15 protein-coding genes, 2 tRNA genes and 1 pseudogene are annotated in these 14653 nt (G+C 66.5%); 10 read left to right on the top strand and 8 right to left on the bottom strand.

The features are described 5' to 3' along the window. Positions 1 to 2: 2 nt before the first annotated feature. The 3 genes from WG901_RS06970 to WG901_RS06960 form a co-directional block, all read right to left on the bottom strand. Positions 3 to 79, bottom strand: a tRNA-Pro gene (locus WG901_RS06970). Between the two features lie 112 nt (positions 80 to 191). Further along, positions 192 to 1733 (bottom strand): methyl-accepting chemotaxis protein, encoded by a 1542-nt coding sequence (locus tag WG901_RS06965; protein ID WP_339586283.1) that lies wholly within the window; start codon positions 1731 to 1733, stop codon positions 192 to 194. A gap of 9 nt (positions 1734 to 1742) precedes the next feature. Then, on the bottom strand, positions 1743 to 2087 hold the full coding sequence (locus tag WG901_RS06960; RefSeq protein WP_339586282.1) for a hypothetical protein: 345 nt from the start codon (positions 2085 to 2087) through the stop codon (positions 1743 to 1745). A 139-nt stretch (positions 2088 to 2226) separates the two neighbouring features. Between WG901_RS06960 and thyA the strand changes: the two genes are divergently transcribed. From thyA to WG901_RS06940, 5 genes and pseudogenes are all read left to right on the top strand, one after another. Further along, positions 2227 to 3210, top strand: coding sequence for a thymidylate synthase (gene thyA / locus WG901_RS06955; RefSeq protein WP_339586281.1), 984 nt, complete (start codon positions 2227 to 2229; stop codon positions 3208 to 3210). 116 nt (positions 3211 to 3326) lie between these two features. Continuing rightward, complete coding sequence (locus tag WG901_RS06950) at positions 3327 to 4625, top strand: 3-methyl-2-oxobutanoate dehydrogenase (2-methylpropanoyl-transferring) subunit alpha (protein WP_339586280.1); 1299 nt, start codon at positions 3327 to 3329, stop codon at positions 4623 to 4625. Beyond that, positions 4625 to 5680 carry an alpha-ketoacid dehydrogenase subunit beta gene (locus tag WG901_RS06945; protein ID WP_339586279.1) on the top strand — a complete coding sequence of 352 codons (1056 nt, stop codon included), beginning with the start codon at positions 4625 to 4627 and terminating at the stop codon, positions 5678 to 5680. Before WG901_RS06950 ends, WG901_RS06945 begins: the two co-directional genes overlap by 1 nt. A 4-nt stretch (positions 5681 to 5684) precedes the next feature. After that, positions 5685 to 5855: pseudogene (locus WG901_RS23780) on the top strand (biotin/lipoyl-containing protein); the annotation flags it as partial. A gap of 207 nt (positions 5856 to 6062) precedes the next feature. Beyond that, positions 6063 to 7367 (top strand): dihydrolipoamide acetyltransferase family protein, encoded by a 1305-nt coding sequence (locus WG901_RS06940; protein ID WP_417602582.1) that lies wholly within the window; start codon positions 6063 to 6065, stop codon positions 7365 to 7367. On the opposite strand, the gene WG901_RS06935 is transcribed toward WG901_RS06940, so the two are convergent. After that, positions 7364 to 7825, bottom strand: coding sequence for a hypothetical protein (locus tag WG901_RS06935; protein WP_339586277.1), 462 nt, complete (start codon positions 7823 to 7825; stop codon positions 7364 to 7366). The two genes, WG901_RS06940 and WG901_RS06935, sit on opposite strands and share 4 nt — an antisense overlap. Before the next feature lie 216 nt (positions 7826 to 8041). On the opposite strand from WG901_RS06935, the gene WG901_RS06930 reads away from it, so the two are divergent. Further along, positions 8042 to 8118, top strand: a tRNA-Asp gene (locus WG901_RS06930). A gap of 114 nt (positions 8119 to 8232) precedes the next feature. Here the strand turns inward: WG901_RS06930 and WG901_RS06925 are convergent. From WG901_RS06925 to WG901_RS06910, 4 genes are all read right to left on the bottom strand, one after another. Further along, positions 8233 to 8481 carry a DUF2842 domain-containing protein gene (locus tag WG901_RS06925; protein WP_339586276.1) on the bottom strand — a complete coding sequence of 83 codons (249 nt, stop codon included), beginning with the start codon at positions 8479 to 8481 and terminating at the stop codon, positions 8233 to 8235. Further along, the gene (locus WG901_RS06920) at positions 8481 to 9056 is read right to left on the bottom strand and encodes a 5-formyltetrahydrofolate cyclo-ligase (protein WP_339586275.1); all 576 of its coding nucleotides are present in this window, start codon (positions 9054 to 9056) and stop codon (positions 8481 to 8483) included. The genes WG901_RS06925 and WG901_RS06920 overlap by 1 nt, the downstream gene beginning before the upstream one ends. A gap of 228 nt (positions 9057 to 9284) precedes the next feature. After that, positions 9285 to 9593 carry a cell division protein ZapA gene (locus tag WG901_RS06915; protein ID WP_339586274.1) on the bottom strand — a complete coding sequence of 103 codons (309 nt, stop codon included), beginning with the start codon at positions 9591 to 9593 and terminating at the stop codon, positions 9285 to 9287. Beyond that, positions 9590 to 9775, bottom strand: a complete 186-nt coding sequence (locus WG901_RS06910) for a hypothetical protein (protein WP_339586273.1) — start codon at positions 9773 to 9775, stop codon at positions 9590 to 9592. Before WG901_RS06910 ends, WG901_RS06915 begins: the two co-directional genes overlap by 4 nt. 190 nt (positions 9776 to 9965) lie before the next feature. Here WG901_RS06910 and tkt point away from each other — a divergent pair, with 190 nt between their 5' ends. The 4 genes from tkt to WG901_RS06890 are packed head-to-tail and all read left to right on the top strand — an operon-like array spanning position 9966 to position 14652. Further along, entirely contained in the window at positions 9966 to 11939 is a 1974-nt protein-coding gene (gene tkt / locus WG901_RS06905) for a transketolase (RefSeq protein WP_339586272.1), read from the top strand. Positions 11940 to 11970: 31 nt separating this feature from the next. Continuing rightward, positions 11971 to 12978 carry a type I glyceraldehyde-3-phosphate dehydrogenase gene (gap, locus tag WG901_RS06900; RefSeq protein WP_339586271.1) on the top strand — a complete coding sequence of 336 codons (1008 nt, stop codon included), beginning with the start codon at positions 11971 to 11973 and terminating at the stop codon, positions 12976 to 12978. Position 12979: 1 nt separating this feature from the next. Further along, on the top strand, positions 12980 to 13456 hold the full coding sequence (locus tag WG901_RS06895; protein ID WP_339586270.1) for an MOSC domain-containing protein: 477 nt from the start codon (positions 12980 to 12982) through the stop codon (positions 13454 to 13456). Beyond that, positions 13453 to 14652: a phosphoglycerate kinase gene (locus WG901_RS06890; RefSeq protein ID WP_339586269.1), complete on the top strand. Its 1200-nt coding sequence runs from the start codon at positions 13453 to 13455 to the stop codon at positions 14650 to 14652. The genes WG901_RS06895 and WG901_RS06890 overlap by 4 nt, the downstream gene beginning before the upstream one ends. Position 14653: the final 1 nt, after the last annotated feature.

Genomic DNA, 14653 nt, shown 5'->3' with positions numbered 1-14653 from the left:
AGTGGTCGGGGAAAGAGGATTCGAACCTCCGGCCCCTGCCTCCCGAAGACAGTGCTCTACCAGGCTGAGCTATTCCCCGACCGTTCGCGTAACGCCGTGCCGAAGCAGGCGTCCGTGAGGCAGGAGCGGGCCTATAGTCAGACGAACCCGGGGTGGCAAGGGGCATCTGCTACGCCAGTAAAAGTTCCGGCTCACGCCGCCGCGCGCAGGCTTCCCTGGGGTATGGCGCGTGCGCTGGCCTCGCTCGTCGATGTTTGGAAGCGCGTGACGAGTTCGGCGAGATTCGCCGCCTCGTTCGACAGGGTGCGCGCCGCGGCCGTGGTCTGTTCGACCATCGCTGCGTTCTGCTGGGTGTTGAGATCGAGCTGCTTGGTGCGGGCATTGACCTTGAGCAGTTCGCCCGCCTGTTCCTGCGAGCTCACTGCGATCCGCTCGATCGCATCGCCGATCTGGCCGATGTCCTCGACGATCGCGCGCAGCGACTGGCCCGATTCTCCGACGAGGGCGACGCCCTGCGCGACCTGCGCGGCCGAAGCCTCGATCAGCGTCTTGATGTTGCTGGCCGCCTCGGCCGAGCGCTGCGCGAGCGCGCGGACCTCGCCGGCGACCACGGCGAAGCCCTTGCCGGCCTCGCCCGCGCGTGCGGCTTCTACGCCGGCGTTGAGCGCGAGCAGGTTGGTCTGGAAGGCGATGCCGTCGATCACCGCGATGATCTGGCTGATCTCCTGCGCCGAGGTCTCGATCTGGGTCATCGCCGCAACGGTGCGCTCGGCGACGCTGCCGCCCTGGACCGCATCGTCGCGCGTGCGGCGCACCGTCGCCTGGAGATCGACGGCGCTGCGCGCGCTGTCCTGGACCGTGCCGGTGATCCGGTCGAGCGCCGAGGCCGTGGCTTCCAGAGTGGCGGCCTGCTGCTCGGTACGCTGGGCGAGATCGGCGGAGGCGCTGCGGATCTCGGTCGAGCCGACGTCGATCGCACCGGCCGAATCGCTGACCGCACGGACCATGCGGTTGAGATCGGCGGCGGCGGCGTTGAACGAGGCGCGCAGGTCCTCGTAGCTTTCGGGAAAGCGCGAATCGAGCCGCGCGGCGAGATCGCCTTGGGCGAGGCCCTTGAGGCCGCCGCCGATGCTGTCGATCACCTGGCGCTGTTCGGCCGCGGCGCGGCTGCGTTCCGCGCCGGTCTCGGCTTCGAGGCGGTTGGTTTCGGCATGGGCCGAGGCCTGGCCGATGACGAGCTTCTCTACCTGGCTCGCGACCATGACCAGCACCGCCGTTTCGGCGACGACGACCACGGCGTGCAGGATCACGCGTTCGAGATCGGCACCGCCCGGGAAGACCAGGCTGGGTGCGACGAAGTTGGTCAGCAGGTGGTGGACCGCGGTCACCCCGGCGCCGAGCACGATCGCGCGCCAGTCGGCGAGGACGGTCAGCATCGCGATGGTGACGAAGAAGACCATATGGAAGTCGAGCATCCATGGCTCGCCGGTCCACTGCCAGAGCAGCAGCGCCGGATAGAGCGGCAGGGTCACACCGAAAGCGAGTCGCGAAGCACCCGTGCCCCGGTCCTGCCGGGCCAGGAGCGTCGGTACGATCGACACTGCTATGGCCGCGACCAGCGGCAGCCAGCGACCGAGGTGGACCCCGCCGGCGGCGAGGCCGAGGACGAAGATCCAGCAGGCGGCGGTCAGGCCATAGGCGCCCGTGCGGCGCAGTTGGTTCAGCTCATGCATTCCACGGTCTCAACGATAGACGGGTTTGTCGGACGGCGCGGAGGCGCCGCATAGCGGGTTCGGAACGGACAGCAGCAGCGCGCCATCGGCGGCCGCGGCCAGCGCGAGGCCCGAGGCTTCGGCCTGGATCAGCAAGGAGCCGGGCAGCGGCCCACGGCCCAGCAGCCGGCCGCCATGGTTGCGAGTCCAGGCGACGGATTGGGCCTGCGAAGCGGCATGCAGCGGAAGATAGAGCGCGGCTTCGCCGGGGGCAGGGCTCTGGCAGAACACGAGAATCGCAGGCACGACCGCGGCCTGGGCGCCAAGCGCCCATCGTGCCGCCGGAAAGCCTGCGCCCGATTTCGTGGTAAACATCGCGTTTGCCATAACACCCAGGGGCTTGCCGGAGCTTTGTCGCGCGCGTCCGGGATGGTTACGAGGTGGCCGGCAAGTTCGCGTTAACCCTCGGGCTCTCCGGCTTCCGCTGGCGGGTCGGCGCGGCTAGGGTCCGGACATGGCGAGCACTGCGATAGACACCGATTCTCTTGGCGCTTCATCGGACCGGACCCATTGGGAATGGCAGTATCTCGATCTGATGCGGCGGATCTGGGAGCACGGTGACGAGCGCGTCGACCGCACCGGCGTGGGCACGCGCTCGATCCTGGGGGCCGAGCTGCGCTTCGACTTGGCGGACAACCGCATGCCGCTGCTCTCGACCAAGCGCGTGTTCTGGAAGACCGCGACGCGCGAGATGTTGTGGTTCCTCACGGGCGACACCAACATCCGTTCGCTCTGCGCGCAGGGCGTGGAAATCTGGACCGATTGGCCGCTCGATCGGTACCGGCGCGAAACCGGCACCGAGATCAGCCGCGAGGACTTTTCCAAACGCGTGGTCGCCGACGAGGCCTTCGCGCAGGCATGGGGCGATCTCGGTCCGGTCTATGGCAAGCAGTGGGTCGACTGGGCGGTCTACGAGCCCGTTGCCATCGAGGGCCACGAAGGGCTCTTCCGAAAGCGCCCCAAGGGCGTGAACCAGGTGGCAGAGGTCGTCGCGAGCCTGCGGGACAATCCGGGCAGCCGCCGTCACATCGTCGAGGGCTGGAACGTCGCCGAACTGAACGCGATGGCGCTGCCGCCCTGCCACAAGACCTACCAGTTCCACGTCGCCGACGGCAAGCTTTCCGGCCTGCTCTACCAACGCTCGTGCGATCTCGGCCTCGGCTTCGCCTTCAACATCTGGTCGGCGGCGCTGCTTGTGCGGATGTTCGCGCAGCAGGCGGGGCTGGAACCGGGCGAGCTCGTGTGGGTTGGGGGAGACGTGCATCTCTATCTCAACCATGCCGCGCTCGTGGAGGAACAGCTCGGCCGCACCCCTTCGGGCGCACCACGGCTCGAAATCGCGCGCCGGCCGGAATCGATCTTCGACTATCGCATCGAGGACTTCACCGTCGTCGATTACACCCCGCAAGCGCACATTTCGGCGCCTGTGGCGGTCTGAAGCAAAGCATTGTTGCGTACGGGCGCGGGAAATCGCAATTGAAATAATATAACGTACTTGTAAAACTTTGCTTCGATCTTGCGCAACCTATTGCACAGGCGGGAGAGAGCGAGAGAATGGCCAAAGTGCCCAAGACCCCGAGCCGGAAGCGTGGCAACCTGCCACCGCTCGAGCTCCACGTGCCCGAGCCCAAGTACCGGCCCGGCGACGCGGTCGACTATTCCGATCTGGTGATCCCGCCCGCTGGTGCCCAACCGCGTCCCGACGAAACCTGCGCCGCGGAAGAGACCTATCCGCTCTGCACCGATCTCGTCCGCGTACTCGGCGACGACGACAAGGCGGTCGGCCCGTGGGATCCGCGTCTCGACGCCGAGACCCTGCGCCGCATGCTGCGCGCGATGGCGCTGACCCGCGCCTTCGACGATCGCATGTATCGCGCCCAGCGCCAGGGCAAGACCAGCTTCTACATGAAGTGCACGGGCGAGGAGGCGATCGCGATCGCCGCGGCCTTCGCGCTGGCCGACGACGACATGGTGTTCCCCTCCTATCGCCAGCAGGGCATCCTCGTCGCGCGGAACTATCCGCTGGTCGAGATGGTCAACCAGATCTACTCGAACCGCGCCGACCGGCTGAAGGGGCGCCAGCTGCCGATCATGTATTCGGCGAAGGAATACGGCTTCTTTTCGATCTCGGGCAACCTGACGACGCAGTATCCGCAGGCGGTCGGCTGGGCGATGGCCTCGGCGATCAAGGGCGACACGCGCATCGCCACGAGCTTCATCGGCGAGGGCTCGACCGCCGAGGGCGATTTCCACGCGGCGATGACCTTCGCCACGGTCTACAACGCGCCGGTCGTGCTCAACGTCGTCAACAACCAGTGGGCGATCTCGAGCTTCTCCGGGATTGCCGGGGCCGAGCGCACGACCTTTGCTGCGCGCGCGATCGGCTATGGCATGGCGGGCATCCGCGTCGACGGCAACGATGCACTGGCGGTCTTCGCCGCGGTGCGCTGGGCGGCCGACCGCGCGCGGGCCAACAAGGGCCCGACCCTGATCGAGCACTTCACCTATCGTGCCGAGGGCCATTCGACCTCGGACGATCCGAGCTCGTATCGCTCGGCACAGGAAAGCGTCGAATGGCCGCTCGGCGATCCGATCGCGCGGCTCAAGCGCCATCTGATCGCGCTGGGCGAGTGGTCCGAGGAGCAGCAGGCCACGATGGATCGCGAAGTCGCCGAAGAGGTCAAGGCCGCGTCGAAGGAGGCCGAGAAGAATGGCATCCTCGGCCACGGCCTGCACCATCCGTTCAAGACGATGTTCGAGGACGTGTTCGAGGAATTGCCCTGGCATCTCGAGGAGCAGGCCGAACAGGCCATCCGCGAGCGGCGCGTGAAGTGGCCGGATTGGAAAGAATGATGACCCAGGAGGAATCCCCCGTCTCGCTGGCTGATGCGCCGACCCGCCGCCTCAACATGATCGAGGCGATCAACGACGCGCTCGACATCATGATGGAGCGCGACGCCAATGTCGTGATCACCGGCGAGGACGTCGGCTATTTCGGCGGCGTGTTCCGCGCCACGGCCGGGCTGCAGGCAAAATACGGCAAGACCCGTGTGTTCGACACGCCGATCAGCGAATGCGGCATCATCGGCGCCGCCGTCGGCATGGCCGCCTATGGCTTGCGCCCGGTGCCCGAGATCCAATTTGCCGACTACATCTATCCGGGGCTCGATCAGCTCGTGTCCGAGGCGGCGCGGCTGCGCTATCGCTCGGCCGGCGAATTCACCGCGCCGATCACCGTGCGCTCGCCTTTCGGCGGCGGCATCTTCGGCGGGCAGACGCACAGCCAGAGCCCCGAGGCGCTGTTCACCCACGTCGCGGGCCTCAAGACCGTGATCCCGGCCACGCCGCACGATGCCAAGGGCCTGCTGATCGCCGCGATCGAGGACAACGACCCGGTTATCTTCTTCGAGCCCAAGCGCATCTACAACGGCCCCTTCGACGGCTATTACGATACGCCGGCGAGCCCCTGGGCCAAGCATCCGGGCTCGGTCGTGCCCGAGGGCTATTATTCGATTCCCTTGGGGAAGGCGCGGATCGTGAAGGAGGGCGAGGCGCTGACCGTGCTCGCCTATGGCACGATGATCCACGTCGCCGAGGCGGTGCTGGCCGAGAAGGGCGTCGATGCCGAAATCATCGACCTGCGCACGCTCGTGCCGATCGACATGGCGACTGTGGAAAAGTCTGTGAAGAAGACGGGGCGTTGCCTGGTGATACACGAGGCGACACGGACCTCCGGCTTCGGCGCCGAGCTGTCTGCGCTGGTGCAGGAGCGCTGCTTCTACCACCTCGAGGCGCCGGTCGAGCGCGTCACGGGCTTCGACACGCCTTATCCGCACAGCCTGGAATGGGCCTATTTCCCCGGTCCCGTCCGCATCGGCGAGGCGGTCGACCGCCTGCTGGGGGCCTGAGGCGATGGGCACCTTCACCTTCCGCCTGCCCGACATCGGCGAGGGCATCGCCGAGGCCGAGATCGTCGCCTGGCACGTCAAGGTCGGCGACCGGATCGAGGAAGACTCGCCGATCGCCGACATGATGACCGACAAGGCCACGGTCGAGATGGAAAGCCCTGTCACCGGCGTGGTCCGCGAGGTCGCGGGCGAGGTCGGCGATACGGTCGCGATCGGTTCGCCGCTGGTGGTGATCGAGACCGAGGGCGGCGAGGCCTATGCGGAGCCGGCACCGGCGGCTGAGCCTGAGCCGAAAGCAAAACCCGCCGTGAACTCCGCACCCGCTCGTGCCGAGCCTGTCGAAGCACCCGCCGCCAGCGGGAAGGGGCGTTTCGTCTTCCGCCTGCCCGACATCGGCGAAGGCATCGCCGAGGCCGAGATCGTCGCCTGGCACGTCAAGGTCGGCGATCGGATCGAGGAAGATTCGCCGATCGCGGACATGATGACCGACAAGGCCACGGTCGAGATGGAAAGCCCGGTCACCGGCGTGGTCCGCGAGATCGCGGGCGAGGTCGGCGCGACGGTTGCGATCGGTTCGCCGTTGGTGGTGATCGAGACCGAAGGCGGCTCCTACGAGGCGCCCGGTCCCGATGCCGAGGAGGTCCGAGAGCGGATTGCGGCGGAAACACCCGATGCCGAAGATGTCGAGCGCGCAGCGTCGCGGCTGGAGAACGAAAGCGCACCGTTGCGGCCGAGCAAGCCTGTGCCGCCACCGGTCGTCCGCAGCGCCGGCGGCAAGGCCTTGGCCTCGCCGGCCGTGCGCGCCCGTGCGCGCTCGCTGGGCGTGGACCTGGCTGCGGTAACGGGCGGGCTCGACGGCGTGGTCCGGCACGAGCATCTCGACGCTCATTTGCTCGCGCAAAAGCCGGTTGCTCCCGCCAAGGATGCGCCAGCCGCCAAGCCCGAGGCCAAACGCGCGCCCGAGCAGCAGATTGACGGTGCCGGCGAGCAGATCAAGGTCATCGGCCTGCGCCGCCGCATCGCCGAAAACATGGCCGCTTCGAAGCGCCATATCCCGCACTTCACCTATGTCGACGAATGCGACGTCACCGAGCTCGAACGCTGGCGCGGCGAGTTCAACGACCAGCGCGGCGACAAGCCGAAGCTGACCTTGCTGCCGTTTCTGATCACCGCGATCTGCCGCACCCTGCCTGAGTTCCCGATGATCAACGCGCGCTACGACGAGGAGGCCAATGTCGTCACGCGCTACGATTCGGTGCATCTCGGCATGGCTGCGCAGACGCCCGCCGGGCTGATGGTTCCGGTCATCCGCAATGCGCAGAATCTGACGCTGTGGGCACTGGCCGCCGAGATCGCGCGGCTGGCCGAAGCGGCTCGCGAAGGCACGGCCAAGTCGGAAGAGCTCTCGGGTTCGACTCTGACCGTGACCTCGCTGGGACCGCTGGGCGGCATCGCCACGACGCCGGTTATCAACCGGCCCGAAGTGGCGATCATCGGCCCGAACAAGATCGTCGAACGGCCGGTCTACGTCTCCGACGGGCAGGGCGGCGAACGCATCGAGAAGCGCAAGCTGATGAACGTTTCGATCAGCTGCGACCACCGCGTCGTCGACGGGTGGGACGCTGCGAGTTTCATCCAGGCGCTCAAGCGACGGATCGAGGCGCCCCTGATGATGCTGGCCGGTTAGCGCACGATGCCGCTGTAGGCGATCTGACCGCGGCCGCGCTGGGCCTGGGTCGCCGGCACGCGCCAGCGCATGTGGGTGACGTCTTCGGGCGTGGCCAGGCGCTGTCCGACTCGCAGCATGCCGAGCTGGCCCCAGGTGCGGCCATTGTCGACCGAGACCTCCTGATCGTCCCGCGCGCTCGCCTGATAGGCGATGGCCTGCGGGAGCGGATTGGTGATGGTGAAGCCGCCGTCGCCGCCCATGCGGTACCAGTTCACGATCGTCACGACCCGGTCGCCGCGGTTGAGGCGGCTTGCCGGTTCGAGGCTCCGCGTGGTGCCGCCATCGACGCGCTCGACGAAGACGGCGCTGTCGGTGGCCACGGTCGGCCCGGCTGCGTTCGACTGGGCCGAGGTGGTGGCCGGCAACGTGATCGAAAGTCCGGTCAGGGCATATCCGACCCAGGCATAGAACTTCACGGTATTCCCCCTGTTCGGTCCACGGTGGACCATCGAGGGCAGTATCTTCGCGCAAACCAAAGGAATGGTTAACGCCGCCTTGACCATGTCCAGGCCGTGGAATCCTGCCGGAAACGGGCCAAATCCCTGGCTGTCACGGGCTTGCAAAAAATCTCTTTCCAACCGTGTTGACAGCCCCGGAACTCTCGCCTAGTTCGCGGCCTCCCAAGTGGCTGCGCGGGTGTAGCTCAGTTGGTTAGAGTGCCGGCCTGTCACGCCGGAGGTCGCGGGTTCGAGCCCCGTCACTCGCGCCACTTGGGAATTTCACGACATCGAGAACCTCGCTACGGCGCTGCCCGATTGCCAGCAGCGCGCGTCCGTGGCGTGCCGTCCACGCGGCCTTTAACTCGGCGCAGGGGGCAATGTGGCTATTGGCGCGGCGCGCTCCAGCGGCCAGTTTCCATCCAGATCAGGAAGCGTCCGAGGGGCAGCAGCCAGATGACGCCGAGTACGAGATAGATCGGCGCCTGGATCAGAGCATGCCAGCCGGCGATCACCGGCGCGAGATAGATCGCGATGACGAGGGCGTAGATGCCGAGTCCCACGACCAGGCCGAGAATGCCGACGGGGATTCGCCAGGTCGGCTCGCGACGATTGCCACGGATCTTCGGAGGCATCAGGATTCGCTTTCGTAGAGCCGCGTCGGCGTGACGACCGCGCGCAAGGGCTGGTCGTGATCCTCCATCGGCAAATGGTCGACGAGTTGGCTGTCCCAGCCGAGGCCCACGGCGAGCGTTTCGGGGTGGGCAGCGAGCCAGCGGTCGTAGTGGCCGCCGCCCTGGCCGAGCCGTCCGCCCTGTGCGGTGAAGGCGAGCAGCGGCACGATGACGAGGTCGGGTACGGCCGGATCGGCATCGGCTGCGGGCTGAAGGTGGCGATAGGGGCCTTCTTCGAGGTCGCTGTCCTCGAACGGATCGCGCCAGAGGTGAAAGGCCATGGCATCGCCGCGTGCGGTGAAGCGGGGCAGGGCGATCTGGCGGCCGTTCTCGTAGAGCCACCTGGCATAGCCGCGCGTCGGTGCCTCGTTGGCATTGGCGTGATAGAGCCCGACCACGCTGCCCTCGGGCGCGAGATCGGCCAGCGGACGCGGCGGGCGCAGGAACAGCAGCGCGCGCGTCGCATCGGGCAGGGCGGCGACGTGCTTGCGGCGCAGGTCGCGCATCCGCGCGCGGAGCTTGTGCTTCTCGTCCACGCTGTATCCTTGAAACGTGTGGGGGGAGGGTGACGGGCCCACCATGGGTCGTTGCCGAGAAATCCACTGACGCGTTCACGTCAGGTGGGGACCATGTGTGTCAGACCCCAATGGAAACAGAGTGGTCCAACCAGGGACAGCCCCCAAGGATTTGCTTATAGCCTCAGGGATGTTCGAACGGCTCGTGCCGGGCAGATCCCGTCGAGAGCCTATCTAGGGGTTGCGGGGCTAGCCCTCAAGCCTGGAGGCGAGATTTTCCAGTCGCTCGGCAATTGAGTCGAGCTTTTGTGCGCTCGCCGGTGACAGGCCCGGCTGCGGATTCGCGCCACCCGTACGCGAGTTGGCGTCATGAAGCTCGTCGGCGAGGAGCAGAGCGGCGAACAGCAGCATACGGCTTTCGCTCTGGCCGGTGACGTCACCCATCGTCGCGATCTTGGTAGCGATCATTTCGCCCAGACCAGTGACGTGGTCTTCCTCCCCCTCGGCGCAGGCGACGGTGAAATGGCGTCCGCCGATCTCCAGCTTGACGTTGCTCATGGCCTTTGACCCGCAAGCAGCGTGTCGAGCTGATGCAGCGACAGTGTAACAGCCTCGCGCAGGCGTTCATGCCGCGTCGCAAGTTCGTGATCGGCCTTGGGTGGCAGTGATGCAGCCCGCTCGATACGGCTCAAGGCTGCTTCTATCCGTCCCAATGCTTTTTCGATGGATGCCCCTTCCATGCCCCAGCGCTAGCGCAAAATCGCGCCGCTGCAAAGTGTTGTGCGCCATGGTGGTGACGTCAAATCGTCATTATCGGTACATATTCGCGGCTTCCTTATGGGGGCAGGGCGCTTGACGGGGCGCCCCCTCACCCTAAAGGAAGCCCCCATCGAATCGGCGCCTCCTGCCGACCTCGGGAGCATTTTCCAGATGAGCCTTGATCCCGCCCGCCTGGGGCCCATGGCAAACGCCATCCGTGCCCTCTCGATGGACGCGGTCCAAGCGGCCAACAGCGGACACCCCGGCATGCCGATGGGCATGGCCGACGTCGCTACGGTCCTTTACAGCAAGTTCCTCAAGTTCGATCCCGCTGCGCCCAAGTGGGCCGACCGCGACCGCTTCGTGCTGTCGGCGGGCCACGGCTCGATGCTGATCTACTCGCTGCTGAACCTCACCGGCTACGCCCGGCCGACGATCGAGGACATCCGCGACTTCCGCCAGATCACCAGCCCTTGTGCCGGTCATCCCGAGAACTTCCTGCTCGACGGCGTCGAATGCACCACGGGTCCGCTGGGCCAAGGCCTGGCCATGGCCGTGGGCATGGCGCTCGCCGAGCGTCACCTCAACGCCACCTTCGGCGACGACCTCGTCGATCACCGTACCTGGGTGATCGCCGGCGACGGCTGCCTGATGGAAGGCATCAACCACGAGGCGATCGGCCTTGCGGGTCACCTCAAGCTCGGTCGCATGATCGTGCTGTGGGACGACAACCGCATCACCATCGACGGCGATACCAGCCTGTCGACCAGCGAAGACATCCCCGCGCGCTACCGCGCTTCGGGCTGGCACACCGAAGAGTGCGACGGCCATAACTTTGCCGACATCGAGCGCGCGATTGCCGCGGCCGTGGCCGATGGCCGCCCCTCGCTGATCGCCTGCCGCACCGTCATCGGCAAGGGCGCGCCCAATAAGCAGGGCAGTCACTCGGTCCACGGCAGCCCTCTCGGCGCCGACGAGATCGTCGCGACGCGCGCTGCCATCGGCTGGACCTCGCCGGCCTTTGAGATCCCCGAGAACATCGCCGCCGACTGGCGTTCGCTCGGGGCCAAGGGTGCGGAAGCTCGCGCAGCTTGGGAAAATCGTCTCGCAAGCAATGAAGAAGGCAAGGAATTCGTTCGGCGCATGTCTGGTGAGCTGCCTTCGGGCGAAGCCGCCGCCGAAGCCTTCAAGGCCTGGCTCGGCCAGTCGCAGAAGGTCGCTACGCGCAAGGCCAGTGAACTCGCGCTCGAGATCCTGACCCCGGCGATCCCCGAGATGATCGGCGGCTCGGCCGATCTCACCGGCTCGAACAACACCAAGGCCAAGGCCACCGGCCCGCTGACCGCCGACGACTACTCGGGCCGCTATGTCTATTACGGCATCCGCGAGTTCGGCATGGCGGCGGCGATGAACGGCATGGCGCTGCACGGCGGGATCATTCCCTATGGTGGCACCTTCCTGGTCTTCTCCGACTACTGCCGCAACGCGATCCGCCTCTCGGCGCTCCAGCACGCGCGGGTGATCTACGTGCTGACGCACGATTCGATCGGCCTCGGCGAAGACGGTCCGACTCACCAGCCGATCGAGCACGTCATGTCGATGCGTCTCATCCCGAATCTCGAGGTCTTCCGCCCGGCGGACGTCATCGAGACGGCCGAATGCTGGCAACTGGCGCTCGAGAACGCCGACAAGCCCTCCGTTCTGGCGCTAACCCGGCAGAACCTGCCGCAATTGCGCACCGAAGGTGGTTTGCAAAGTGCGAAAGGCGGCTATCTGCTGCGCGGCGCCGAAGCCGCGCGCAAGGTGGTGCTCGTTGCCACCGGTTCGGAAGTCGAACTGGCGGTCAAGGTGCGCGAGGCTCTCGAGGCCGAGGGAATTGGTGCAGACGTCGTGTCCATGCCGTCCATGTCGCGCTTCCTGGCGCAGGACGCGGGTTACAAGGCGACGCTGCTGCCGGGGGACGTTCTGAAGGTATCGATCGAAGCCGGCGTCACGCTCGGCTGGGAACGCATCGTCGGCTCCGATGGCATCACCATCGGCATCGACACCTTCGGTGCCTCGGCGCCGGCGGAAGTGCTGTTCCCGCACTTCGGCTTCTCGGTCGAAGCGATCGTTCCGCAAATCAAGGCTAAGCTCGGTAGCTAATCAGATCGGGCACTTAGGAGGAGTTTTTCATATGGCGACGAAAGTTGCGATCAACGGTTTCGGACGTATCGGGCGCAATGTGGCCCGCGCTATCCTCGAACGGACCGACCATGATCTCGAGCTGGTCTCGATCAACGATCTCGCCGATGCGAAAGCCAACGCCCGCCTGTTCCAGCGCGATTCCGTCCACGGTCCGTTCTCGGGCACGGTCGAAGTCGACGGCAACGATCTGATCATCAACGGCAAGCGCATCCAGGTCACGGCCGAGCGCGATCCCGCCAATCTGCCGCACAAGGCCAACGGCGTGGACATCGCGCTCGAGTGCACGGGCTTCTTCACCAACAAGGCCGGCGGCCAGAAGCATCTCGATGCCGGCGCCAAGAAGGTGCTGATCTCGGCGCCCGCCAAGGAAGTCGACCTGACCGTTGTCTTCGGCGTCAACCACGACAAGATCACCGCCGAGCACACGATCATCTCGAACGCGTCGTGCACCACCAACTGCCTCGCGCCCTTCGCCAAGGTCCTGCACGAGGCGATCGGTATCGAGCGCGGTCTGATGACCACGATCCACGCCTATACCAACGACCAGAAGATCCTCGACCAGATCCATGACGATCCGCGTCGCGCTCGCGCCGCCGCGATGAACATGATCCCGACGAGCACCGGCGCCGCCGCCGCGGTCGGCCTGGTTCTGCCCGAGCTCAAGGGCAAGCTCGACGGTTCGTCGATCCGCGTGCCGACCCCGAACGTCTCGGTCGTCGACCTGACCTTCACGCCGAGCCGCGACACGACCAAGGACGAAGTCAACGCACTGCTCAAGGCGGCGGCCGAAGGCCCGCTCAAGGGTATCCTCGGCTATACCGACGAGCCGCTGGTCTCGATCGACTTCAACCACGATTCGCACAGCTCGACGATCGACAGCCTCGAAACCTCGGTCATCGACGGCAAGCTCGTGCGCGTGCTGTCGTGGTACGACAACGAGTGGGGCTTCTCGAACCGCATGATCGACACGGCTGGCGCGATCGCCAAGTTCCTGTGACATGACGGCCGGTCGCCTCGGAGGGATTGCGCGACACGCTAGGTCGCAGGGTCCTATCGAGACGATCGGCCACGTTTCCGTCACGGCGGCCGAAGGCGTCCACGGCGATTTCCGTGGGGCGATGGCCGCGACGAAGAAGACCCGCAAGCGCCAGGTCTCGCTGATCGAAGCCGAGAGCTGGGCCGCGGCGCTGGCCGATCTGGGCCTCGCACCGGGCGAGGGGCCGCCCTGGTCCGATCGTCGTGCCAACCTGTTGGTCGAAGGGCTGCGCCTGCCGCGTGAACCCGGCAAGATCATTGCCATCGGCGCGACGCTGCGGATCGAGACCACGGTAGAGACCGAGCCCTGCGAGCGCATGGACGCGTTGCTTCCCGGCCTCAAGGCGACGCTGATGCCGGATTGGCGCGGCGGGGTCTGCGGCCGGGTGGTGACCGACGGCGACATCGCCATTGGCGACGAAGTGAGGATCGAGGAATGACCGCTTTCAAGACGCTTGACGATCTGGGTGACGTGACCGGCAAGGTCGCGCTCGTGCGTGTCGACCTCAACCTGCCGATGCAGGACGGTTCGGTCACCGACGACACGCGCATCCGCGCGGCGCTGCCGACGATTCTCGAACTGGCCGATAAGGGCGCCAAGGTCCTGCTGCTCGCGCATTTCGGTCGGCCCAAGGGCGAGCGTGTCTCGACCCAGTCGCTGTCGATGGTGGTCGGCGCGGTCCAGGCGACGCTCGGCCGCGAAGTCATGTTCGTGCCCGAAATCTTCGGCGATGTCGTCAAGCAGTCGATCGGCATCCTGCGCGCCGGTGACATCGCGATCCTCGAGAACACGCGCTTCTGGCAAGGCGAGGAAAAGAACGACCCCGAACTCGCCAAGGCGATCGCCGCCAACGGCGATTTCTACGTCAACGACGCCTTCTCGGCCGCGCACCGTGCGCACGCCACGACCGAGGGCCTGGCCCACGTGCTGCCTGCCTATGCCGGGCGCTCGATGCAGGCCGAGCTCGAAGCGCTCGAAAAGGCGTTGGGCAATCCCACGCGCCCGGTCGCGGCCGTGGTCGGCGGCGCCAAGGTCTCGTCGAAGCTCGACGTGCTCAAGCACCTCGTCGGCCAGGTCGATCACCTGATCATCGGCGGCGGCATGGCCAACACCTTCCTCGCCGCGCGCGGGGTCGATGTCGGCAAGTCGCTCTGCGAGCACGATCTGACCGGCACCGCCGAGGAGATCATGGACGCGGCCGACAAGGCCAATTGCACGATCCATCTGCCTTACGAGGTGGTTGTCTCGAAGGAATTCGCGGCCAATCCAGCGTCCTTGCGTACGGCCAACGTCCACGAGGTCGCGGCCGACGAGATGATCCTCGACCTCGGCCCGACCGCGGTCGAGGCGCTGGGGGACGCGCTCAAGACCTGCCGCACGCTCGTCTGGAACGGGCCGCTCGGTGCATTCGAGACCGTGCCATTCGACGCCGCCACCGTCGCGCTCGCCAAGACCGCGGCGGCGCTGACCAAGGAGGGCGTGCTGACCTCGGTCGCGGGCGGTGGCGACACCGTCGCGGCGCTGCACCATGCGGGCGTGGCCAACGACTTCAGCTATATCTCGACCGCCGGCGGCGCCTTCCTTGAATGGATGGAAGGCCGCGAACTTCCCGGCGTGGCCGCGCTGCAGCGCTGAT

The sequence above is a fragment of the Novosphingobium anseongense genome, assembly GCF_037482895.1.
GTDB classification, from domain to species: domain Bacteria; phylum Pseudomonadota; class Alphaproteobacteria; order Sphingomonadales; family Sphingomonadaceae; genus Novosphingobium; species Novosphingobium anseongense.
The sequence above is the reverse complement of the archived record's forward strand: the minus strand, read 5'-3'. Positions and strand labels throughout refer to the sequence as shown.